This window comes from Mitsuaria sp. MSU3D, assembly GCF_056867975.1.
Genome location: NZ_CP200314.1, coordinates 4,921,845 through 4,943,640, shown reverse-complemented (window position 1 = coordinate 4,943,640; position 21,796 = coordinate 4,921,845). Strand labels below are relative to the sequence as shown.

17 protein-coding genes are annotated in these 21,796 nt (G+C 68.1%); 7 read left to right on the top strand and 10 right to left on the bottom strand.

Translation table 11 applies throughout. The features are described 5' to 3' along the window. Positions 1 to 26 precede the first annotated feature (26 nt). The 3 genes from gyrB to dnaA all read right to left on the bottom strand — a co-directional run bounded on the left by gyrB (position 27) and on the right by dnaA (position 5,397). On the bottom strand, positions 27 to 2,555 hold the full coding sequence (gyrB, locus tag AC1VNM_RS21660) for a DNA topoisomerase (ATP-hydrolyzing) subunit B (protein WP_377159036.1): 2,529 nt from the start codon (positions 2,553 to 2,555) through the stop codon (positions 27 to 29). A gap of 120 nt (positions 2,556 to 2,675) precedes the next feature. After that, complete coding sequence (dnaN, locus tag AC1VNM_RS21655; protein WP_377159037.1) at positions 2,676 to 3,800, bottom strand: DNA polymerase III subunit beta; 1,125 nt, start codon at positions 3,798 to 3,800, stop codon at positions 2,676 to 2,678. Positions 3,801 to 3,870: 70 nt separating this feature from the next. Then, entirely contained in the window at positions 3,871 to 5,397 is a 1,527-nt protein-coding gene (dnaA, locus tag AC1VNM_RS21650) for a chromosomal replication initiator protein DnaA (protein ID WP_483108257.1), read from the bottom strand. A gap of 302 nt (positions 5,398 to 5,699) precedes the next feature. On the opposite strand from dnaA, the gene rpmH reads away from it, so the two are divergent. The 5 genes from rpmH to mnmE all read left to right on the top strand — a co-directional run bounded on the left by rpmH (position 5,700) and on the right by mnmE (position 10,050). Beyond that, the gene (gene rpmH / locus AC1VNM_RS21645; RefSeq protein ID WP_067065970.1) at positions 5,700 to 5,834 is read left to right on the top strand and encodes a 50S ribosomal protein L34; all 135 of its coding nucleotides are present in this window, start codon (positions 5,700 to 5,702) and stop codon (positions 5,832 to 5,834) included. 233 nt (positions 5,835 to 6,067) lie between these two features. Continuing rightward, entirely contained in the window at positions 6,068 to 6,373 is a 306-nt protein-coding gene (locus AC1VNM_RS21640) for a ribonuclease P protein component (protein ID WP_483108256.1), read from the top strand. A 26-nt stretch (positions 6,374 to 6,399) separates the two neighbouring features. After that, positions 6,400 to 6,726 (top strand): membrane protein insertion efficiency factor YidD, encoded by a 327-nt coding sequence (gene yidD, locus AC1VNM_RS21635; RefSeq protein ID WP_377159043.1) that lies wholly within the window; start codon positions 6,400 to 6,402, stop codon positions 6,724 to 6,726. Then, positions 6,719 to 8,401: a membrane protein insertase YidC gene (gene yidC, locus AC1VNM_RS21630; protein ID WP_483108255.1), complete on the top strand. Its 1,683-nt coding sequence runs from the start codon at positions 6,719 to 6,721 to the stop codon at positions 8,399 to 8,401. Before yidD ends, yidC begins: the two co-directional genes overlap by 8 nt. Before the next feature lie 272 nt (positions 8,402 to 8,673). Beyond that, complete coding sequence (mnmE, locus tag AC1VNM_RS21625) at positions 8,674 to 10,050, top strand: tRNA uridine-5-carboxymethylaminomethyl(34) synthesis GTPase MnmE (RefSeq protein WP_483108254.1); 1,377 nt, start codon at positions 8,674 to 8,676, stop codon at positions 10,048 to 10,050. Between the two features lie 6 nt (positions 10,051 to 10,056). On the opposite strand, the gene AC1VNM_RS21620 is transcribed toward mnmE, so the two are convergent. The 4 genes from AC1VNM_RS21620 to AC1VNM_RS21605 form a co-directional block, all read right to left on the bottom strand. Continuing rightward, on the bottom strand, positions 10,057 to 10,617 hold the full coding sequence (locus AC1VNM_RS21620; protein ID WP_377159047.1) for an adenine phosphoribosyltransferase: 561 nt from the start codon (positions 10,615 to 10,617) through the stop codon (positions 10,057 to 10,059). Between the two features lie 35 nt (positions 10,618 to 10,652). Next, on the bottom strand, positions 10,653 to 12,167 hold the full coding sequence (locus AC1VNM_RS21615; RefSeq protein ID WP_431100817.1) for a sensor domain-containing diguanylate cyclase: 1,515 nt from the start codon (positions 12,165 to 12,167) through the stop codon (positions 10,653 to 10,655). Positions 12,168 to 12,324: 157 nt separating this feature from the next. After that, entirely contained in the window at positions 12,325 to 13,584 is a 1,260-nt protein-coding gene (locus AC1VNM_RS21610) for an acyl-CoA dehydrogenase family protein (RefSeq protein ID WP_377159051.1), read from the bottom strand. A gap of 11 nt (positions 13,585 to 13,595) precedes the next feature. Further along, positions 13,596 to 14,342, bottom strand: a complete 747-nt coding sequence (locus AC1VNM_RS21605; protein ID WP_483108253.1) for a histidine phosphatase family protein — start codon at positions 14,340 to 14,342, stop codon at positions 13,596 to 13,598. A gap of 234 nt (positions 14,343 to 14,576) precedes the next feature. Between AC1VNM_RS21605 and AC1VNM_RS21600 the strand changes: the two genes are divergently transcribed. Further along, on the top strand, positions 14,577 to 16,658 hold the full coding sequence (locus AC1VNM_RS21600; RefSeq protein ID WP_483108252.1) for an acyltransferase family protein: 2,082 nt from the start codon (positions 14,577 to 14,579) through the stop codon (positions 16,656 to 16,658). 116 nt (positions 16,659 to 16,774) lie between these two features. Here AC1VNM_RS21600 and AC1VNM_RS21595 read toward each other — a convergent pair whose 3' ends face one another. Continuing rightward, positions 16,775 to 18,772 carry a monovalent cation:proton antiporter family protein gene (locus AC1VNM_RS21595; RefSeq protein WP_483108251.1) on the bottom strand — a complete coding sequence of 666 codons (1,998 nt, stop codon included), beginning with the start codon at positions 18,770 to 18,772 and terminating at the stop codon, positions 16,775 to 16,777. Between the two features lie 268 nt (positions 18,773 to 19,040). On the opposite strand from AC1VNM_RS21595, the gene AC1VNM_RS21590 reads away from it, so the two are divergent. Continuing rightward, positions 19,041 to 20,312 (top strand): Glu/Leu/Phe/Val family dehydrogenase, encoded by a 1,272-nt coding sequence (locus AC1VNM_RS21590; RefSeq protein WP_377159060.1) that lies wholly within the window; start codon positions 19,041 to 19,043, stop codon positions 20,310 to 20,312. Between the two features lie 66 nt (positions 20,313 to 20,378). On the opposite strand, the gene AC1VNM_RS21585 is transcribed toward AC1VNM_RS21590, so the two are convergent. Together AC1VNM_RS21585 and AC1VNM_RS21580 are read right to left on the bottom strand one after the other, a co-directional pair. Next, positions 20,379 to 20,957 (bottom strand): DJ-1/PfpI family protein, encoded by a 579-nt coding sequence (locus AC1VNM_RS21585; protein ID WP_377159061.1) that lies wholly within the window; start codon positions 20,955 to 20,957, stop codon positions 20,379 to 20,381. Between the two features lie 69 nt (positions 20,958 to 21,026). Beyond that, the gene (locus AC1VNM_RS21580; RefSeq protein ID WP_483108250.1) at positions 21,027 to 21,776 is read right to left on the bottom strand and encodes a phosphatase PAP2 family protein; all 750 of its coding nucleotides are present in this window, start codon (positions 21,774 to 21,776) and stop codon (positions 21,027 to 21,029) included. Between the last annotated feature and the right edge of the window lie 20 nt (positions 21,777 to 21,796).

Sequence of the window (21,796 nt, the reverse complement as noted above, 5' to 3'; positions counted from 1 at the left end):
CGGCTCAGTCGCAGGCAGATCGACGCTCACACGTCGATGTTCGCCGCCCTCAGCGCGTTCTGCTCGATGAACTCGCGGCGCGGTTCCACCTCGTCGCCCATCAGCATCGTGAACACGCGGTCGGCTTCGATCGCGTCCTCGATCTGCACGCGCAGCAGGCGGCGGACCGTCGGGTCCATCGTCGTTTCCCACAGCTGCGCGGGGTTCATCTCGCCCAGGCCCTTGTAGCGCTGGCGGCCGACGCTGGACTCGGCCTGCGTCATCAGCCACGCCATCGCGGCGCGGAAGTCCGCGACCTTGCTTTCCTTGGCCTTCTCGCCCTCGCCTTTGCGGATCACGGCTTCCTCGCCGACCAGACCCTTGAAGGTCGTGCCGGCCGCGGCCAGGACTTCATAGTCCGCGCCGTGCACGAAGTCCGCCGTGATGATGCTCGAACGCACGTTGCCGTGGTGACGGCGGCTGATGCGCAGGAACTGCTTGTCGGTGCGCGGATCCGTCTCCGCATTCACCACCGCGTCGTGCAGCGTCGTCTGCAGCGCCGTCGCGGCGATCTGCGCCGCCTCCGGCGTGTCCAGGCTGATCGACAGGCCGGACGCCAGCAGGTGCAGCGCCTCGCCGTCCATCCAGGCCGACAGGCGCTCGATCACGTTCTGCGCCGCCACGTACTGGCGCGCCATCGTCTCGAGCGGCTCGCCCTTGAGCACCGGGCCCGTGCCCACGCCGGCCGTGTGCAGCTCGGCGTCGTTCAGCGCGACCTTCAGCAGGAAGCCGTCCAGCTCGTGGCCGTCCTTCAGGTACTGCTCGTGCTTGCCGACCTTGACCTTGTACAGCGGCGGCTGCGCGATGTAGATGTGGCCGCGTTCCACCAGCTCCGGCATCTGCCGGTAGAAGAAGGTCAGCAGCAGCGTCCGGATGTGCGCACCGTCCACGTCCGCGTCGGTCATGATGATGATGCGGTGGTAACGGAGCTTCTCGGGGTTGAAGTCGTCGCTGCCCGCGCCGCGCCCGATGCCCGTGCCCAGCGCCGTGATCAGCGTGATGATTTCATTGCTGGTCAGCAGTTTCTCGTAGCGCGCCTTCTCGACGTTCAGGATCTTGCCGCGCAGCGGCAGGATCGCCTGGAACTTGCGGTCGCGCCCCTGCTTGGCGGAGCCGCCGGCGGAGTCGCCCTCCACGATGTAGATCTCGCACAGCGCCGGATCCTTCTCCTGGCAGTCCGCCAGCTTGCCCGGCAGGCCCATGCCGTCCAGCACGCCCTTGCGGCGCGTCATCTCGCGCGCCTTGCGCGCCGCCTCGCGCGCACGCGCGGCTTCCACGATCTTGCCGCAGATGATCTTGGCGTCGACCGGGTTCTCCAGCAGCCAGTCCGTCAGCTTGCTCGCCACGACCTCTTCCACCGGGCCGCGCACTTCGCTCGACACCAGCTTGTCCTTGGTCTGCGAGCTGAACTTCGGCTCCGGCACCTTGATGCTGATCACGCAGGCCAGGCCTTCGCGCATGTCGTCGCCGGTGACGTCGACCTTGGCCTTCTTGGCCAGCTCGTTGTCCTCGATGTACTTGTTGATCACCCGCGTCATCGCCGCGCGCAGACCCGTCAGGTGGGTGCCGCCGTCGCGCTGCGGGATGTTGTTGGTGAAGCAGAGGACGCTCTCGTTGAAGCCGTCGTTCCACTGCATCGAGACCTCGACACCGACGTTGGTGTTCTGGTCCGACATCTTGTCGCCCTGGGCGTGGAAGATGTTCGGGTTGAGCGGCGTCTTGCCCTTGTTGATGAACTCGACGAAGCCGCGCACGCCGCCCGCGAAGGCGAAGTTGTCTTCCTTGTTGTTGCGCTCGTCGACCAGGCGGATCTTCACGCCGTTGTTCAGGAACGAGAGCTCGCGCAGGCGCTTGGCCAGGATGTCGTAATGGAACTCGGAGTTCTGCGTGAAGATCTCCGTGTCGGGCAGGAAGTGCACCTCGGTGCCGCGCTTGTCGGTCTCGCCGACGATCTTCATCGGGCTGGTCTCGACGCCGTCGCGGATCTCGATCACGCGGTCCTGCGGGAAGCCCTTCTTGAACTCGAGCTGATGGACCTTGCCCTCGCGGCGCACGATCAGGCGCAGCGTCTTGGACAGCGCGTTCACGCAGGACACGCCCACGCCGTGCAGGCCGCCCGAGACCTTGTAGCTGTTCTGGTTGAACTTGCCGCCCGCGTGCAGTTCCGTCAGCGCGATCTCGGCCGCCGAGCGCTTGGGCTCGTGCTTGTCGTCCATCTTCACGCCGGTCGGGATGCCGCGGCCGTTGTCGATGACGGAGATCGAGTTGTCCGTGTGGATCGTGATGACGATGTCGTCGCAGTAGCCGGCCAGGGCCTCGTCGATCGAGTTGTCGACGACCTCGAACACCAGGTGATGCAGACCCGTGCCGTCCGAGGTGTCGCCGATGTACATGCCGGGGCGCTTGCGCACCGCCTCCAGCCCTTCCAGGATCTGGATGCTGGACTCGCCGTACCCCGCGCCGTCGTTCTGCGGCACGGGCGTCGGGGTGTTCTCAGGAGTGCTGTTGTCGGTCATCAGTGGGTATTCCAGGCCGCCCCGCGGCCGTTTGACTGTCTAGCGAGAGCCCCCGCTTGGCGGGGGCGGGGGGTGCGCCACACTCACCGCGGAACGCGGATCCGAGGCCGCCCCGCGGCCTCAGATCCTCATGGGCATGACGACGTACTTGAAGCCGCTGTGCTCGGGGATGCTGAGCAGCGCGCTGGACGAGCTGTCGTTCAGGTCCACGCGCACCATGTCCTGCGACATGTTGGCCAGCACGTCCATCAGGTACGTGACGTTGAAGCCGGTCTCGATCTGGTCGCCGCCGTAGTCGATCTCGAGCTCTTCCTTGGCTTCTTCCTGCTCGGCGTTGCTCGATGCGATCGACAACAGGCCCGGGTCGAAGGACAGGCGCACCGCCTTGAACTTCTCGCTGGTCAGGATCGCCGCGCGCTGCAGCGCGGCCAGCAGCGGCTGGCGGCCGATCAGCACGTGGAAGCGGTGGTTCTTCGGGATGACGCGGTTGTAGTCGGGGAACTTGCCCTCGACCAGCTTGGTCACGAACTCCATGCCGCTGAAGCTGAACTTGGCCTGGTTGCCGGCGAAGCGCATCTCGATCGGCGCGCTCTCGTCGTCGCCCTTGCCGCCGTCCTTCAGCAGGCGCATCAGCTCCAGCACCGTCTTGCGCGGCAGGATGACTTCCTGCTTGGGCATCTCGGTGTCGGTCTCGGCCTGCGCCAGCGCCAGGCGGTGGCCGTCGGTCGCGACCAGCGTCAGCATCTTGCCTTCGGCCACGAACAGGATGCCGTTCAGGTAGTAGCGGATGTCATGCACCGCCATCGCGAAGTGGACCTGGTTGATCAGGCCCTTGAGCGTCTTCTGCGGCACGCTGAACGCGGGCCCGAAGTCGGCCGCTTCCTGCACCAGCGGGAAGTCGTCCGCCGGCAGCGTCTGCAGCGTGAAGCGGCTCTTGCCGCCCTGCAGCGTCATCTTGCTCTGGTTGGACGTCAGGCTCACCGTCTGGTCCGACGGCATCGAGCGCAGGATGTCGATCAGCTTGCGCGCGCCGATGGTCGTGGAGAAGTCGCCGTCGTCGCCGTCGAAGTCGACCGTGGTGCGGACCTGGATCTCCAGGTCGCTCGTGGTGAGCTCGACCTGCCGGCCCTGCTTGCGGACCAGCACGTTGGCCAGGATGGGCAGCGTGTGGCGCCGTTCCACGATGCCGGACACGGCCTGCAGCGCGGCAAGCACTTTGTCCTGGCTGTCTTTCAACACGATCATGTCAACCTCTCTCCACTGTTGGCTGTACGGGCGAACGCGGCATTTTCGCTGAAGGCGAAGGCGTTTTTTCTCATCCCTTCAGCGTTTGCTCCAGGACGTGCAACTGCTGGTTCAACTCGGTGTTCTTCTGGCGCTCTCCGCCGATCTTGCGGACCGCGTGCAGCACCGTGGTGTGGTCGCGGCCGCCGAACAGCTCGCCGATCTCCGGCAGGCTCTTCTGCGTCAGTTCCTTGGCCAGGTACATCGCGATCTGGCGCGGGCGGGCGATGCTCGCCGGGCGCTTCTTCGAATACATGTCCGCGACCTTGATCTTGTAGAAGTCGGCCACGGTCTTCTGGATGTTCTCGACGGAAATCTGCCGGTTCTGGATCGACAGCAGGTCCTTGAGGGCCTCGCGCGCCAGCTGGATGTTGATTTCCTTGTGCGAGAAGCGGCTGTAGGCCAGCACCTTGCGCAGCGCGCCTTCCAGCTCGCGCACGTTGGCGCGCACGTTCTTGGCGATGAAGAAGGCCACGTCCTCCGGCATCGGCGCGTTCTCGGCGTCGGCCTTCTTGATCAGGATCGCGACGCGCATCTCCAGCTCGGGCGGCTCGATGGCCACCGTGAGGCCGGCGTCGAAACGGCTGGTCAGGCGCTCGTCGATGTCCACCAGGCCCTTGGGGTAGGTGTCCGACGTCATGATGATGTGCGCCCGCTTGGCCAGCAGCGCCTCGAACGCATTGAAGAACTCTTCCTGCGTCCGGTCCTTGCCGGCGAAGAACTGCACGTCGTCGATCAGCAGCAGGTCCAGCGAGTGGTACTTGGCCTTGAGCTCGTCGAAGGTCTTGCGCTGGTAGTTCTTGACGACGTCCGAGATGAACTGCTCGGCGTGCAGGTACAGCACGCGGGCGTCGGGACGGTCCTTCAGCAGCGCGTTGCCGACGGCATGGATCAGGTGGGTCTTGCCCAGGCCGACGCCGCCGTAGATGAACAGCGGGTTGTACATCTGGCCCGGCGCGCCGGCCACGTGCAGCGCGGCGGTGCGCGCCATCTGGTTGGCGCGGCCGGGCACGAGCGTGTCGAAGGTCAGGCTCGTGTTGATGCGGTGGCGCGTGGCGCTGGGCGGGAGGTTGGCCGGGACGTTGGGCGCCGCGGCCTGGATCAGGCTGGCGGCGGTGGCCGGCACGGCGGGTGCCGCCGCGGCGGCCGGGCGCGTGGCCGCGGATGCCGGGTCGGTCGCGGGCTGGGCGGCGCCGCCGCGCAGGCCGTGCTGCTGCAGCACCTGGCCCATCGTCATGCCGGACGGCGAAGTGCGGGGCAGCGGCGCGATGGCCTCGCGCGGCGCCAGCGACAATTCCAGGCGCGCGGGCTTGCCGGCGAGTTCGGTCAGGATGGCCTCGATCCGGCCGGCATACTGGCTGCGGATCCAGTCCAGCTTGAATCGGTTGGGGACGCGGAGCGACACCAGCACGGCCTCGTGGCCGTTCTCGTCTTGCTGGGCGACCTCCGCGGGGGGCAGCGGCCGGATCCAGGTATTGAATTGCTGTTCAGGCAGTTCGGCGGCCAGGCGTTCGCAACCGCGCTGCCACAGGGCCGCACCCGACAAGTCTGCGCTCATTGTGGAAAACTTATTCTTCGAGCGGCCCGATTGTACCGATCCGAGGCCGCGGAGTCTGGGTTATCCACAGATTTTTTGCCCCGGTCAAGTGCTGGTATTCCCCGTGGCGAATTGCATCCGGATTGACCCTGACGCAAATCTTTGCTGTAATCGCGGGTTTTCCGGACGCCCGGACGTAGCTGCGTGGGCCTCCGCTTTTCGAGCGGCTTCCGACATCCCCCGATGTCCGTGCGCGGCGCCACAGGCCAACAGGCTCGTGGCGCGAGGCGACGGGAAGTTCCGAGATTTCCTAGAGGTTGAACATGAAACGCACTTATCAAGGCTCCAAGACCCGTCGCGCCCGTACCCACGGCTTCCTGGTCCGCATGAAGACGCGTGGCGGCAAGGCCGTCATCGCTGCTCGTCGCGCCAAGGGCCGCAAGCGCCTGGCCGTCTAAGCGAAACGCCAGACGACCTCGTCAGCACCGTGATCGGCCGCGTCGTACGATCGGCCGATTTCGAGCGCGTGCTGGGCACGCCCAGCCGCGCGCGCAGCGCGCACTTCGCCGTGCATCATCTGGCCGACAGCCCCTCGCTGCCCAAGCGCCGTCCATCCACAGGACCGGCTGACTTGTCCACAGGTGATGCACCGTTTCATCCACAAGCTGTGGATGAAACGCCAGTCGCGACGATGGCGCCCACTTCCGCAGCACCGTCTCCAGCCGCGCCCGACCGGGCTTGGCTGGGCTACGTCGTGCCCAAACGGCACGCGAAGCGCGCGGTCACGCGGACGCTGTTGAAGCGCCAGATCCGCGCGGTGTTCGGCGATCTGCCCGAACTGCCGCCCGGCCTGTGGGTGGTGCGGCTGCGCATGCCTTTCGATCGCAAGCAGTTCCCCAGCGCGTCCTCGGACGCGCTGCGCGCCGTGGCGCGCGCGGAACTGCTGCAGCTGACCCGCAAGCTGGCGCGTCCGCCAGCGTCGGCGGCGGCGGGCTGACCGGATCCCGGTTCGGAAAAACGACCATGGATCCCCGCCCCGGCCTGTCGACGCGTTTGCTGATGGGGCTGGTGCGCGGCTACCAGTTGCTGTTCAGCGCCTGGCTGCGCGCGGGTTGCCGCTACAGCCCGAGCTGCTCCAACTACGCGATGCAGGCCCTGCGCCAGCATGGCGCGGCCGCCGGCACCTATCTGGCGGCCGCACGGATCCTGCGTTGCAACCCATTCTGTCTGGGCGGACACGATCCCGTGCCCGACAATCCGCCCCGCCTGTTCACCCGACTGCTGCGTCCGTCCGGATGCCGTCCGGGGAGAGCCTCTTCAACCGCCAATCCAAAAGCTTCCCATGACTGATATTCGCCGCACCATCTTGTGGGTGGTGTTCACGATGTCGCTGGTCCTTCTGTGGGACGGCTGGCAGCGGCACAACGGACAGCCCTCGCTGTTCCACCCGGCGCCGGCGAAGGTCGCGACCGCGCCGGCCGGCCCGGCGTCGGCCGCCTCCGCCGCCGCGCTGCCGGCTGCTGCCGGCGCTTCCGCCGCCGGTGCGACCGCCGCGGCCCCGGCACCGATCAAGAACGAGCTGGTCACCTTCACGACCGACGTCGTCAAGGCCACGATCGATACCCGTGGCGGCAGCCTGGTGCGCGTCGAGCTGCTCAAGCACGCGGACGACACCAACCCCAGCGGCCATGTCGTCGTGCTGGATCCGCTGCGCAACTACAGCGCCCGTTCCGGCCTGCTGAACGTGCCGAACGCGCCCAGCGACCAGACGGTGCTGACGCTGGTCGACGGCCCGCGCGAGCTGAAGGACGGACAGGACACGCTGACCGTGCGCCTGGAAGCCGACCAGGGCGGCGTGAAGCTGGCCAAGACCTACACCTTCAAGCGCGGCGACTACGCCATCGCGGTGAACCACGAGGTCACCAACACGGGCGCCGCCGCGGTGACGCCGCAGCTGTACCTGCAGCTGGTGCGTGACGGCCACATCGACCATACGGGTCCGTCCTTCGCGCCGACCTCGTTCTCGGGCCCCGCGATCTACACGGACAAGGCGAAGTACCACAAGCTCGCGTTCGACGACCTGAAGAAGGGCAAGGCCGAGTACGAGAAGAACGCCGACGACGGCTGGGTCGCGATGGTCCAGCATTACTTCGTCAGCGCCTGGATCCGCAACGACGCGGGCCCGCGTGAGTTCAACGTCCGTGCACTCAACGAGAACCTGTACACCGCCGGCGTGGTGATGAACTTCGCCGCCGTCGCCCCCGGCGCGTCGGCGAAGCTGGACAACGTGCTGTACGTCGGTCCGCAGGAAGAGAAGAAGCTGGAAGTCCTGGCCCCGGGCCTGGAGCTGGTGAAGGACTACGGCATCTTCAAGATCCTGTCCAAGCCGCTGTTCTGGCTGCTGGACGTCCTGCACTCGCTGTTGGGCAACTGGGGCTGGGCGATCATCCTGCTGGTCGTGATGCTGAAGGCCGCGTTCTACGGCCTGAACGCCAGCGCGTACCGCAGCATGGCCAAGATGAAGGCGGTGAACCCGCGCATCCAGGAGATGCGCGAGCGCCTCAAGGACAAGCCGCAGCAGATGCAGCAGGAGATGATGCGCATCTACAAGGAAGAGAAGATCAATCCGCTGGGCAGCTGCCTGCCGATCTTCCTGCAGATGCCGTTCTTCATCGCGCTGTACTGGGTGCTGCTGTCGAGCGTCGAGATGCGCGGCGCCCCGTGGGTGATGTGGATCCACGACCTGTCCAAGCCGGACAGCCTGTTCGGTCACCTGTTCGGCGCGCCGATCGGTCCGCTGCCGCTGCTGATGACGGCGTCCAGCCTGCTGCAGGTGTGGCTGAACCCGCAACCGGCCGACCCGGTGCAGGCCAAGATGATGTGGATCATGCCGCTGGCCTTCAGCGTGATGTTCTTCTTCTTCCCGTCCGGCCTGGTGCTGTACTGGCTGGTGAACAACATCCTGTCGATCGCCCAGCAATGGATGATCAACAAGCAGATCGGCGGCGCGGCCGTGAAGAAGTAAGGGAGAGCGGCGCGGGAGGCATTCGGCAATTCCTCACGCGCGTCCCCGAGCCCCCGCACCCCGGGGGCTTTTTTTCGTCCGCGCGCAGGCGCTTAATCGAACGCATGCGGGGGTCGCTTCTCCACCCGGCTTGAGGTGGTGGAGAACCGGAGGCGCCAGGCGTCGGCTCACGAGAGACGGCGACGAGGCCTACCCCGCGCCATTCACGACAACGGCGATGCGTCTCACGGCGCATCGCCGTTTTTCATGGGCGCTGCGAGACAATCGTGTCCATGCTGTCGCGCCACCAGGATCCCATCGCCGCCATCGCCACCGCGCCAGGACGAGGGGCGGTCGGCATCGTGCGGGTGTCCGCGCCGCAAGACCTGACCCCGCTGGTGACGGCGATCTGCGGCCGCGCGCTGAAGCCGCGCGAGGCGACCTATCTGCCCTTCCGCAGCGCGCAGGGCGAGGCCATCGATCACGGCCTGGCGCTGCTGTTCCCCGCGCCGCACTCGTACACCGGCGAACACGTGCTGGAGCTGCAGGCCCATGGCGGACCGGTGGTCCTGCAGCTGCTGCTGGCGCGATGCCTGGAGGCCGACCCCGCGCTGCGGATGCGCCTGGCCGAGCCTGGCGAATTCACGCGGCGCGCGTTCCTGAACGGCAAGCTGGACCTGGCGCAGGCCGAGGCGGTGGCCGACCTGATCGATGCGAGCACCGAAGCGGCGGCCCGCAGCGCTGGACGCGCGCTTGCCGGCGCGTTGAGCGGCGAGGTCGGCGGCTTGCGCGATGGGCTGATCCAGCTGCGCATGCTGGTCGAGGCGACGCTGGACTTCCCCGAGGAGGAGATCGATTTCCTCGAGCAGGCCGATGCGCTGGGCAAGCTGCGGCGATTGCTGACGCGGGTGGAAGCCCTGCTGGACCGAAGCCGCCAGGGCGCGATCCTGCGCGAGGGCATCAAGGTCGTGCTGGCGGGGCAGCCGAATGTCGGCAAGAGCTCGCTGCTGAATGCGTTGGCCGGCGCCGAGTTGGCGATCGTGACGCCGATTCCCGGCACCACGCGCGACAAGCTGAGTCAGACGATCCAGATCGAAGGCGTGCCGCTGCACATCAGCGACACGGCGGGCCTGCGCGATACCGAGGACGAGGTGGAACGCATCGGCGTGGCGCGGAGCTGGGATGCGATCGCGGATGCGGACGTGGTGCTGTTCCTGCACGACCTGACCCGCGTCGGCCATGCGGACTACGAGTCCGAGGACGCCGAGATCCGCGGACGCCTCGCGAGTGTTGATCCCGCGCGGATCCTGCAGATCTACAACAAGGCGGATGCGCACGCGCCGGCGTCGCTGCCTGCGGGCGCGCTGACGCTGTCTGCGAAGACAGGCGAGGGCCTGGATGGATTGCGGCGCAAGCTGCTGGAACAGGTCGGCTGGCACGCGGTGCCGGAGGGTCTCTTCATCGCCCGTGAGCGCCATGTGCAGGCACTGCGTCGGACGCGCGAGCACATCGAGCTGGCGCTGCTTCAGGCGGAGGCGCTGCCCCCGGCGCTGGATCTGATGGCGGAGGAATTGCGCCTCGCGCATGACGCGCTCGGCGAGATCACCGGCGCGTTCACCGCCGACGACCTGCTGGGGGAGATCTTCAGCAGGTTCTGCATCGGGAAATGACCGGGCTCAATGCCCGTCGAACTCGACCAGCGAGAACACCTTCAATCCCCCGTCGCGCAGCCGTTTCGAGCCGCCCAGCTCGGGCAGATCCACGATCGCCGCGCCTTCGATGACCTCCGCGCCGAGGCGCTCCAGCAAGCGCTTGCCGGCCATCATCGTGCCGCCGGTCGCGATCAGGTCGTCGATGAGCAGCACGCGATCGCCGGCCTTCACCGCATCGGTGTGCATTTCCACCGTGGCGCTGCCGTACTCCAGCTCGTAGGTTTCCTGCACCGTCGTGAAGGGCAGCTTGCCCTTCTTGCGGATCGGCACGAAGCCGACATTCAGCTCATACGCCAGCACCGAGCCGATGATGAATCCGCGCGCATCCAGGCCGGCGATCGCATCGGGACGCGCGTCGAAGTAGCGATGCACGAACTGGTCGATCAGCACCCGGAACGCCCGAGGGTTGGACAGCAGGGGCGTGATGTCGCGGAACTGCACGCCCGGTGACGGCCAGTCCGGCACGGTGCGGATCTGCTGCTTCAGGAAAACGATCGGGTCCTGGAGGGGGTCGACGTGCGGCATGAGCGCGATTGTCGCGCTGCCGTGACGTCGGCGGTTCAGGCCGTCTGCTGCTGGCAGATCAGGCGCGCCCTGCCGGCCTGCTTGGCCTCATACAACGCTGCGTCCGCCGTCTGGATCAGGCGTTGTGCCGCGTCGCCGTTCTGGGGAATGAAGGACGCCACCCCGATCGACAGACTCACCGAGCGTCTCACCGGCGAGCCCACATGCTCGATCGCGGCCAGTCGCACGCTGTCCAGGCAGCGCTGTGCCACCACCTGCGCACCGGCCAGGTCGGTGTCCACCAGCAGCACCGCGAATTCCTCGCCGCCGTAGCGGCAGACCGACTCGCCGCCCCGGCCCGCGCAACTGCGCAGCAGTGTCGCGACGCGGCGGAGGCAGTCGTCGCCGGACACGTGACCGTAGCAGTCGTTGTATTGCTTGAAGTGGTCGATGTCGACCATCAGCAGCGCCAGCGGCCGGTTCGCGCGGGTGGCGCGGTGCCATTCCGTCTGCAGCAGCTGGTCGAAGAGCCGCCGGTTGCCCACGCCCGTCAGGCCGTCCGTCGTCGACTGCCGCGCGAGCAGTTCATTCGCGCGGCGCAAGCGCTCTTCCTGGCGCTTGCGCTCGGTGAGGTCGGTGACGATGCAGACGTACAGGTGGATGGTGTCGGTGCGGACTTCGGCCAGTGTCAGCTGCAGGTGCAGCGCCTCGCCACTGCGATGCCGCGCCGTGAATTCGCGTGGCTGGCCCAGCAGTGCCCGCGGGTCGAGCGCCGCGTCCGGCGTGGCCCCCGGCTCAGGCACCGTCGCGGTGGCCGCGCCCAGCAGCATCCCGAGGTGCACGCCCTGCAGCTCCGCCGCGGTGAAGCCGAACAGCAGCTCGCAGCTCGGGTTGGCCTCCAGCACATGCCCGCCCGAATCGAGCGTCAGGATCCCGTTGGCCGCCGATTCGATCGTCGCGCGCAACTGCGCCCGGCTGGCGGCCAGCCGCTGCTGTTCATGGATCAGGTCCGTCACGTCCATGCGCACGCCGACGATGCCGCCCGACGGGGTGCGCGACTCGTAGATGCGCAGCCACATGTCGTCATGCACGCGCTGCAGCAGCGGTGAGGTCTGCTGGCCGCGCGCCTGCTTGCGCTCCTCCAGCCATTCCGGCTCGCGCCCCCGGGCCTCGGGGATGCCGCCGCGCGCCAGCGATTCGCGCACCAGGTCCTCGAAGGTGCACTTGTGCTGGAAGTGCCGCAGCATGTGCGGATAGATCTCGACCAGGCGGCGGTTGTAGGCGATCAGGCGATCCTCGGCGTCGAAGATCTCCACGCTGGCCGGCAGGGCGTCGATGGCCTCTTCCATCGTGCGCTGGGCCAGCTTCGCCCGGGCCTGCGTGCGCGCCAGCGTCGACACGACCGCCACCGCCAGCAGCACCGTCAGGACCAGCGAGGCCATGCCGACCCACGCCAGCCAGCCATCCACCGCGTAGCCGCCCAGGCTGACCGTCAGCACGATGGCCTGCAGGCCGACCAGCAGCGCGAACGCCAGCAGCGGCCAGGTGCGGACTTCGGCGAATCGGTTCATCGCGGGAGCGGCGCGGGAGGGCGACCGGAAAAAAGGGTGGCTGATCCTAGCCACCGGGCTCCGCGATGGAAACCGCTCTCCGGGGGAGAAGCAGGTTCCTGCGACGCCCCCCCGTTGGTGTGGTGCCACGCTTTGGGCGTGACGGTGTACGAAAAGCTCAGCCGCCGCGGGTGATCGGCATGTCGCCGGCGCCCGGCAGGGTCATGTGGCGGGCGAGCTCCAGCTTCGCCAGGGAGTTGCGGTGGACCTCGTCCGGACCGTCGGCGAAGCGCAGCGTGCGCTGGCCCGCCCACATGTAGGCCAGCGGCGTGTCGTCGCTGACGCCCATGCCGCCATGGACCTGCATCGCCCAGTCGATGACCTTCAGCGCCATGCTCGGCGCGACGATCTTGATCATCGCGATCTCCGCCTTGGCGACCTTGTTGCCGACGGTGTCCATCATGTAGGCCGCCTTCAGCGTCAGCAGCCGGGCCTGCTCGATGCTGCAGCGGGCCTCGGCGATGCGCTCCTGCGTCACCGTCTGCTGCGCGATCGTCTTGCCGAAGGCCACCCGCGAGATCGCCCGCTTGCACATCAGTTCCAGCGCCCGCTCCGCCGCGCCGATCGAGCGCATGCAGTGGTGGATGCGGCCCGGGCCGAGGCGGCCCTGCGCGATCTCGAAGCCGCGCCCCTCGCCCAGCAGGATGTTGTCCACCGGCACGCGCACGTTCTTCAGCTCGATCTCCATGTGGCCGTGCGGGGCGTCGTCGTAGCCGAAGACGCTCAGGTGGCGCTTGACCGTGAGACCCGGCGTGTTCGCCGGCACCAGCACCATCGACTGCTGCTCGTGGCGTCCCGCGTCGGGGTTGGTCTTGCCCATCACGATGTACAGCGCGCAGCGCGGATCGCCGGCGCCGGAGGACCACCACTTCGTGCCGTTGATGACGTACTCGTCGCCGTCGCGATCGATGCGGCATTCGATGTTGGTCGCATCCGACGAGGCCACGTCCGGCTCCGTCATCAGGAAGGCGGAACGGATCTCGCCGCGCAGCAGCGGCTCCAGCCAGCGGTCCTTGTGGGCCTCGCTGCCGTAGCGCGCGATGGTCTCCATGTTGCCGGTGTCCGGCGCCGAGCAGTTGAAGACCTCCGGGGCCCAGTACACGCGGCCCATGATCTCGCACAGCGGCGCGTACTCGAGGTTGGACAGGCCTTCCGGCGCGCGCGGCGAGCGCGGCAGGAACAGGTTCCACAAGCCGGCGGCGCGGGCCTTGGGCTTGAGCTCCTCGATCACCTTCGTCGGGATCCACGCGTTGCCGCCGCGGCGGTTGGCGTCGATCTCCTCGTGATAGCGCTTCTCGTTGGGATAGATGTGCTCGTCGAAGAAGGCGAGCAGGCGCTCGCGCAACTGGTCAACCTTGGGGCTGTAGTCGAAGTTCATGGGGAGGTCCTTCAGCCGCGTTGGCTGCGATAGCGGAGGTACTGCGTGTGCAGCGCCTCCATCGTGGTGGCCCGCTCGTCCGCATGCAGCGGATGCGACGGGGCGAAATTGCAGACGCGCAGCAGCCAGCTGGCGGGCGCGTCCCCGGCCGGCGGCGCGACGTCCAGCACGTTGATGCAGGCCGGCGACTGGACCCAGCTGCCCAGCATCACCCGCTGGCCGCCGGTCACCGCGTGCGAGAGGATGGCCGCGTTGACCACGCCGTGCAACACCAGCAGCGCGCAGTCCCAGTCGGGATCGGCCTGCAGGCGCGCGACGCCGCCCAGCACGCGGTCGAGCAGCTCGCCGACGCGCTCGCCGTTGAGGAAACGTTGCGACTCCGCGACCGGGCTGCGCTGCAGTCCGTTGAAGGACTCGGCGAGATCTTCGTTGCGGATCTCGCCCAGGCGGCCGCCGCGGATCTCCTGCCACTCGGGCCAGACCTGCGGTTTCAGATCCGGCTGCCCGGCATGGCGCAGCACCAGGTCCGCCGTCTGGACGGTGCGCGGCAGGCCCGACACGATCACGCGGTCGAAGCGCACGCCGGCGGCGCGGAAGGCCTCGCCGGCGGCTTGGGCCTGGACGATGCCGTCGTCGTTGAGCTGCACCTGCTCGGGCAGCACCGGGCGACCGGTCGAGCCATCGAAGTAGGTCACCGCGCCATGGCGCATCAGGTAGATGCGACGGCGTTGCGGGCTGCGGGGCTGGGTGTCCAACATGGCAGGCAGTGTGGCGCAACGAAGGAAGCCGCACTGTCACGCAGGCGGCACCTCCCCGCAGCCGCCGCGACTCTGCTTTGGGCGCCCCGCGTCGTTGCAAATCCTCGCCATAGCTGGGCTATGGCTCCGGTTTGCGCCTAGCGGTGCATCCCAAAGCAGAGCCGCGGCGGCCGCGGGGAGTCGAGCTTCAGGAGCCACAATCGCGCGCTTTCCGTTGATTCATCTGATGCCTTGGTGACCAGCCTTTTTCCGACGCTTTTCCATCGCCCTCACGGTCCGCATGCGGCCGGCGAAGTGCCGCTGCGCGACGACATCCAGGCACTGCGTGCGATCGCCGTGCTGTGGGTGCTGCTGTATCACGCGCAGATCCCCGGCGCGTCGGGCGGCTACCTCGGCGTCGACATCTTCTTCGTCGTCTCCGGCTACCTGATCACCGGATTGATCCAGCGCGCGCTGCAGCGCGGCGACTTCTCCTTCCGCGCGTTCTACGGGCGCCGCGCGCGGCGCCTGCTGCCGGCCGCGTACGTCGTGCTCGGCGTGACCCTGCTCGCGGCGCCATGGGCCCTCAACCGAACCGAACAGATCGACTTCGTCGGCCAGTTGCTCGGTGCGCTCGGCTTTGCGAACAACGTCGTGCTGTGGCGGCAGACAGGCTATTTCCAGGGCGCGTCCGACCTCAAGCCGCTGCTGCACTTCTGGTCGCTCGCGCTCGAGGAGCAGTACTACCTCGTGCTGCCCGCATTGCTGGTCTTCAGTCCGGCGCGACTGCGGGCCGGCATGGCAATCCTCGTCACGGCGGCCAGCCTCGGCCTGCTGATCTGGTGGCAACCGATCGACGCCAGCGGCGCGTTCTACCTGCTGCCGACCCGCGCGTGGGAACTGGGCCTCGGATCCATCGGCGCGTTGATGAGCACCAGGGGATCGGGCACGGCGCCGCAGCCGATGAAGACCACGAAGGCGATGCAGACGATGCAGGCGGCGCTGAGATGGCTCGCATGGCCAGCCTGGGTCCTGCTCATCGCCGTTCCGACCGCGCCGCAGTGGTTCGGCGCCGCGCATCCCGGACCGGCGGCGCTGGTCGTCGGACTCGCGACCTTGGTCCTGCTCCTGCGCGAGCCCGCTCGCCTGCCGCGCGTGGCCGCGCCGCTGATCCGCATCGGCGACTGGTCCTATGCGCTGTACCTGGTCCACTGGCCGCTGATCGCGATCCTCCACAACGCGTGGGTCGGACTGAAGGCCGATCCGCAGGCGCTGATGGCGTGGCGACTGGGCGCGGTGCTGCTCGCGTTCTCCTTGGCGTGGGCGTTGCATCGCGCTGTCGAGCGGCCCGCCAAGGCGTTGCTCACGGGCCGGCGTGGCGCATGGATCCTGGGAACGGGGACGGCGTTGCTCGCGTTCGGCGGCATCGCGTTGGCACTGCACAAGCCGGCGCCGGGCGCGATCGATTTCGTCGAGCTGCGCAAGGCCAACTACGGTCTGTCCGCCAACTGCGATGCCGAGGAGCCCTTCGACGGCCGCGAGGACTGCCGCACGCGCCCCGGCGCGCGCTGGATGGTCTGGGGCGACTCCTATGCGATGCACCTGGTGCCAGGACTTGTCCGCGTGGCCAGCGACCAGGGCCTGGTGCAGGCAACGAAGTCCTCGTGCGGGCCCTTCCCCGGCCTGACGCCGGTGCGGCCGGCGCTCGGCCGTGGCAACAGCTTCGCGTCGCCGTGGATCGAGCAGTGCCAGGCCTTCAACGCGTCGGTGCTGCGCTGGCTGGAGCGGCATCCGGAGATCGACACGGTCGTCCTGTCGAGCCTGCTGACGCAATACCTGGACGAGTCGAAGTACGAGCTCCAACGCACGCGCGGCGGCGAGCGCCTGCGAGGCGAAACGGCCATGCGCGCGGCGTTGCTCGACGACATGACGGCGACCGTGAAGCGGCTGCAGGCGATGGGCAAGCGGGTGATGGTGGTGGCGCCGCCGCCGTCGGCGCCGTTCGACATCGCGGGCTGCCTGGAACGTCGCCAAGCGCGTCGCTGGACGATCGGCGCGACGCCGGGTTGCGTGATCGACGAGCGCGACGACGAACGCCGGCGCGCTGCCGAGCATCGCTTCATCGCCGACCTGGCGAAGTCGGACGCGCGCCTGCCGGTGCTGCGCTTCGAGCCGCTGCTGTGCGACGGCAGGACGTGCCAGGTCGAGCGCGACGGCGTGCCGCTCTACCGGGACCAGGGCCACCTGAGCCATGAGGGCTCGCGCCTGCTGATGCCGGCGGTGATGTCCGAGTCACTCGGCGAGCGGCAGCTGGCCCTCCTCCGAAGTCCCCGGTAGCAAAACCGTCGAAGGACGGCCGTGGTTGGGGACGGGAGGGCATGGGGTTTCCGCGCTTGCCGCGGGGGCCCCATGCCCTCGCGGCCAACGCCCCAGCCATTGCAGGCGGGCGGTCTTCAGCCCACCAACAACCCGTGTTCAGCGCGCGCGAGGGCTTCCGGCGTCCCCGACACGACGAGCGTGTCACCGCCCTGGAGCACCAGATCGTCGCTCGCGTCCTTCACCGCCCCATTGGGTCGGCGCACGGACACCACGCTGACGCCCCAGGCGACCAATCCGATCTCCCCGAGCGTGCGTCCTTCGAGGATGCTGGCCATGGGCAGGCTGATGGACTGGAGCCGGGCCTGGTCGCGTTCTTCGGAGGTGTCGTCGTCGGCGCCGTGGAAGTAGCCGCGGAGCAGCCCGTAGCGGCGATCCCGCGCATCCCGCGCGATGCGCAGCACCCGCCGCATCGGCACGCCGACGAGCGCGAGCGCGTGGCTCGCGAGCATCAGCGAGCCTTCGATCGCTTCCGGCACCACCTCGGTCGCGCCGGCGGCGCGCAGTTTCTCGAGGTCGGTGTCGTCGATCGTGCGCACGACCACCGGCACATGCGGCGCATGGCCGCGGACCTCATGCAACACCTTCAGCGCCGATGCCGTGTCGTGGTACGAGATGACCACCGCGCTCGCGCGTGTCAGGCCGGCGGCGATCAGGCTGGGCAGCCGTGCCGCATCGCCGAACACCACGCTCTTCCCCGCCGCAGCCGCCTGCCGCACGCGGTCCGGATCCAGGTCCAGCGCCATGTAGGGGATGTGCTCCGCCTCCAGCAGCGTCGCCAGGTTCTGCCCGCTGCGGCCGTAGCCGCAGATGATCACGTGCGCATCGGTCTTGATCGACTTCTTGGCGATGGTCGTCAGCTGCACCGACTGCAGCAGCCAGTCGCTCGCGGACAGCTTCATGACGATGCGGTTGCTGTGCTCGATGATGATCGGCGTCAGCAGCATCGACAGCACCATCGCCGCCAGCACCGGGCTGACCCACTGCGCGGCGATCAGGTTCTGCTGGGCGCCCAGCGTCAGCAGCACGAAGCCGAATTCCCCCGCCTGCGCGAGGTACAGGCCGGTGCGCAGCGCGACGCCGGTCGGCGCGCGGAACAGCTTGGCCAGTCCCGCCACCAGCACGAACTTCGCCAGCGTCGGCACCAGCGTCAGGATGATCACCAGCGGCCACTGGTAGACCAGCGTCTGCCAGTCCAGCCGCATGCCGATGGTGATGAAGAAGAGCCCCAGCAGCACGTCGTGGAAGGGCCGGATGTCCAGTTCCACCTGATGCTTGTATTCGGTCTCCGCGATCAGCATGCCGGCGACGAACGCGCCCAGCGCCAGCGACAGCCCCGCATGCTCGGTCAGCCAGGCCAGGCCCAGCGTGACGAGCAGCAGGTTCAGCATGAAGAGCTCCTGGCTCTTGCGCCGCGCCACCAGCGTCAGCCAGCGGCGCATCAGGTGCTGGCCGCCGGTCAGCAGCAGCACCAGCAGCACGACCGCCTTCAGCGCGGCCCAGCCGAGCGATTCGATCATCTCCGCGCCGCTTCCGCCCAGCGCCGGGATCAGCACCAGCAGCGGCACGACGGCCAGATCCTGGAACAGCAGCACGCCGATCACGCGCCGGCCGTGTTCGCTTTCCAGCTCGAGCCGCTCGGACATCAGCTTCACGACGATGGCCGTCGAGCTCATCGCCATCGCCGCCCCGAGCGCCAGCGATCCCTGCCACCCGAGGTCCCAGGCCCAGCCCATCACGCCGAACAGCCAGCGCAGGAAGAGGTTGCCCGCCATCGTCCCGCCGATGGTCACGACCACCTGCAGCAGCCCCAGTCCGAACACCATCGACCGCATGCTGTGCAGCTTCGGGAGGTTGAACTCCAGGCCGATCACGAACATCAGGAACACCACGCCGAACTCGGCCAGGTGCTGCACGCCGGGCACGTCGCTGGCGAGCGCCAGCGCGTTCGGTCCGATCACCACGCCCACGACCAGATAGCCCAGGATGGGCGGCAGCTTTAGCGAACGGCAGACCACCACGCCCAGCACGGCGGCGATCAGGTAGATGAGTGTCAGGTCCAGCGCGGTGAGCATGGCGGCGATGGTACTGGCGGGGCGGCACCCGCAGGCGCCGGTGCAGTGGGGTTTGCGCAACCCGGACGCATCTGCCCACGCCGGGCGGCTTCATCCTGCGGGCGGCGAACTTGCGCGTCGGGGCTTGGCTTTGGTCATGTCCGAGGCGCAAACTAGCCCCCTTATGCATGGGGCGCATGCCCGCATGTGCACTCGGCTTTGCCGCACGTGGCGGACGGGCAGGGCTTCGGGGTACCGTTCGCGCCACCGAAAAGTTACGGAGCATTTCATGCCCAACCTGTCTTTCGTTTCCCCCACGCGCAACAGTCCCTGGGGCACCTACCTGTCCCAGATCGACGCCGTCGAGCCCTACCTGGGCAAGCTGGCCCGCTGGGTGGAAACGCTGCGTCGCCCCAAGCGCGCGCTGATCGTGGACATCCCCATCGAACTCGACAACGGCACCATCGCCCACTTCGAGGGCTACCGTGTCCAGCACAGCCTGACCCGCGGTCCCGGCAAGGGCGGCGTGCGCTACCACCCGGACGTCACGCTGGAAGAAGTGATGGCGCTGTCGGCCTGGATGACGGTCAAGAACGCCGCGGTCAACCTGCCCTACGGCGGCGCGAAGGGCGGCATCCGCCTGGACCCGAAGACGCTGTCGCTGAAGGAGCTGGAGAAGGTCACCCGCCGCTACACCAGCGAGATCGGCATGATCATCGGCCCGACGCAGGACATCCCCGCGCCTGACGTGAACACCAACGGCCAGATCATGGCCTGGATGATGGACACGTACTCGATGAACGTCGGCGCGACCGCCACCGGCGTCGTCACCGGCAAGCCGATCGCGCTGGGCGGCTCGCTCGGCCGCGTGGCCGCCACCGGCCGCGGCGTGTTCGTCGTCGGCCGCGAAGCGATGCGCCGCCTGAACGTGAACCTGGAAGGCGCGCGCGTCGCCGTGCAGGGCTTCGGCAACGTGGGTTCCGTGGCCGCGAAGATGTTCGCCGCCAACGGCGCCATCATCGTCGCGGTGCAGGACCACACCGGCACGATCCTGAACGAGAACGGCCTGGACATGACCGACCTGCTGGACCACGTGGCCCGCACGGGCGGCGTGGGCGGCTTCAAGGGCGCCGACCGCATCGACAACGAGAACTTCTGGGACGTGAAGTCGGACATCCTGATCCCGGCCGCGCTGGAAGGCCAGATCACCGGTGAACGCGCCAAGCGCGTGCAGACCCGCGTGGTGATCGAAGGCGCGAACGGCCCGACGACCCCGGACGGCGACGCCGTGCTGGCGGACCGCGGGATCATCGTCGTCCCCGACGTGATCGCCAACGCGGGCGGCGTGACGGTCTCCTACTTCGAATGGGTGCAGGACTTCTCGTCGTTCTTCTGGACCGAAGACGAGATCAACGTCCGCCTGGACAAGATCCTGGTCGGCGCGTTCAAGGGCATCTGGGATACCGCGGAACAGCACAAGATCCCGCTGCGCACGGCCGCCTTCACGGTGGCCTGCACGCGGGTGCTGGAAGCGCGCGAAGAGCGCGGGCTGTACCCCTGAGCCACCGACCGCGGCTTCTCGCGGTTACGGGACGAACGGGCGCCTCTGGCGCCCGTTTTTCTTTTCTTAGTGCGTGATCTTCGTGCCGAGCACTTGCAGGAACTGCGCAATCCAGGCGGGATGCGCGGGCCAGGCCGGCGCGGTGACGAGCTTGCCGTCAGTGACCGCCTGGTCGACCGGAATGTCGGCGTAGCTGGCGCCAGCCAGCTCGACCTCCGCGGCGCAGGCCGGATAGGCCGAGACCTTTTTGCCACGGATGATGCCGGCCGCGGCCAGCAACTGAGCGCCGTGGCAGATCGCGGCGATGGGCTTGTCGGTCTTCGCGAAGTGCTGCACCAGCGGCAGTACGCCCGGCATCGTGCGCAGGTACTCCGGCGCCCGGCCGCCCGGGATCACGAGCGCGTCGTAATCCTCCGGCTTGATGTCGTCGAAGCTCGCGTTCAACGTGAAGCGGTGACCCGGCTTCTCCGAGTAGGTCTGCGCGCCCTCGAAATCATGGATCGCCGTCAGCACGAAGTCCCCGGCCTTCTTGCCGGGGCAGATCGCGTGGACCTGGTGACCCACCGCCTGCAGCGCCTGGAACGGCACCATCAGCTCGTAGTCCTCGACGTAATCGCCGGCCAGCAGCAGCAGCTTCTTGCCCATCGCATCTCTCCAGAGTCGTTGCAGGAGCGCCGATTCTGGAAGGCCGCGATCGTCAGGGCCATGAATCCGTCATGTACCCGCGTCGGCGTCGCGGACTCGCAGCCAGGGCACGGCGAGGACCGCGAGCGTCCAGCAGATCCAGGCGGTCCACATCGTGTGGCTCGGGTAATGCGCGCCGCGCGCCATCTGCGCGAAGCCGTAGAGCACGCCCATCGTCAGCACCGCGCCCAACGCGAACCGCGCCTGTCGCGGATAGGCGCGACGCAGCATGAAGAACAGGCTGAAGAAGGCAAAGGCGGAGCTCGCATGCCCCGAGGGGAAGCAATGACCCGGGCCGCCGTCCCGCACGCCGAAGTGCCAGTGCGACACGTAGTGCGCCACGCCGCCGAACTCGGCCAGGTCCCAGGGACAGCTGGTCGTGCTGCCCTGCTTCATCAATGGAATGACGATCAGGCTGACGGCCGTCAGTACCACCGCGCCCCAGCGTTCACGGCGCGTGAGTCCGGGCCACAGCGGCCGGACCGCGTTGATCACCAGCATCACGGCCAGGCCGGTGGCGACCCAGCGTCCGCCTTGATGCAGCAGGCCCGAGGTCAGCCAGTGATCACGCAATGCGAAGCCATGCGCGTCCGCGAACAGCCGCACGACCGTGAGGTCCCATCCGGCGGTGTCCCACAGCAGCAGCGCTGCCAGGCCGGCCAGCGCGACGAGCCATCCGCGCCGCAGCGCCGGCAGCGACATCGCCCCGACGGGCGACAGGACCGGCGCCGAGGTCGAGCCGGCGCCGAGCTGGAGGGAGGACAGGGGACGCGGCTTCACGGGACGCAGTGGGCGCGCCG

Bases quoted from the DNA above. Each gene is read 5' to 3' on its own strand.
- dnaN (WP_377159037.1), bottom strand. From the start codon at position 3,800: ATGATCGTGTTGAAAGACAGCCAGGACAAAGTGCTTGCCGCGCTGCAG.
- AC1VNM_RS21620 (WP_377159047.1), bottom strand. From the start codon at position 10,617: ATGCCGCACGTCGACCCCCTCCAGGACCCGATCGTTTTCCTGAAGCAG.
- yidD (WP_377159043.1), top strand. From the start codon at position 6,400: ATGGATCCCCGCCCCGGCCTGTCGACGCGTTTGCTGATGGGGCTGGTG.
- rpmH (WP_067065970.1), top strand. From the start codon at position 5,700: ATGAAACGCACTTATCAAGGCTCCAAGACCCGTCGCGCCCGTACCCAC.
- AC1VNM_RS21595 (WP_483108251.1), bottom strand. From the start codon at position 18,772: ATGCTCACCGCGCTGGACCTGACACTCATCTACCTGATCGCCGCCGTG.
- mnmE (WP_483108254.1), top strand. From the start codon at position 8,674: ATGCTGTCGCGCCACCAGGATCCCATCGCCGCCATCGCCACCGCGCCA.
- AC1VNM_RS21585 (WP_377159061.1), bottom strand. From the start codon at position 20,957: ATGGGCAAGAAGCTGCTGCTGCTGGCCGGCGATTACGTCGAGGACTAC.
- AC1VNM_RS21640 (WP_483108256.1), top strand. From the start codon at position 6,068: ATGGCGCCCACTTCCGCAGCACCGTCTCCAGCCGCGCCCGACCGGGCT.
- yidC (WP_483108255.1), top strand. From the start codon at position 6,719: ATGACTGATATTCGCCGCACCATCTTGTGGGTGGTGTTCACGATGTCG.
- AC1VNM_RS21610 (WP_377159051.1), bottom strand. From the start codon at position 13,584: ATGAACTTCGACTACAGCCCCAAGGTTGACCAGTTGCGCGAGCGCCTG.
- AC1VNM_RS21615 (WP_431100817.1), bottom strand. From the start codon at position 12,167: ATGAACCGATTCGCCGAAGTCCGCACCTGGCCGCTGCTGGCGTTCGCG.
- dnaA (WP_483108257.1), bottom strand. From the start codon at position 5,397: ATGAGCGCAGACTTGTCGGGTGCGGCCCTGTGGCAGCGCGGTTGCGAA.
- AC1VNM_RS21590 (WP_377159060.1), top strand. From the start codon at position 19,041: ATGCCCAACCTGTCTTTCGTTTCCCCCACGCGCAACAGTCCCTGGGGC.
- gyrB (WP_377159036.1), bottom strand. From the start codon at position 2,555: ATGACCGACAACAGCACTCCTGAGAACACCCCGACGCCCGTGCCGCAG.
- AC1VNM_RS21605 (WP_483108253.1), bottom strand. From the start codon at position 14,342: ATGTTGGACACCCAGCCCCGCAGCCCGCAACGCCGTCGCATCTACCTG.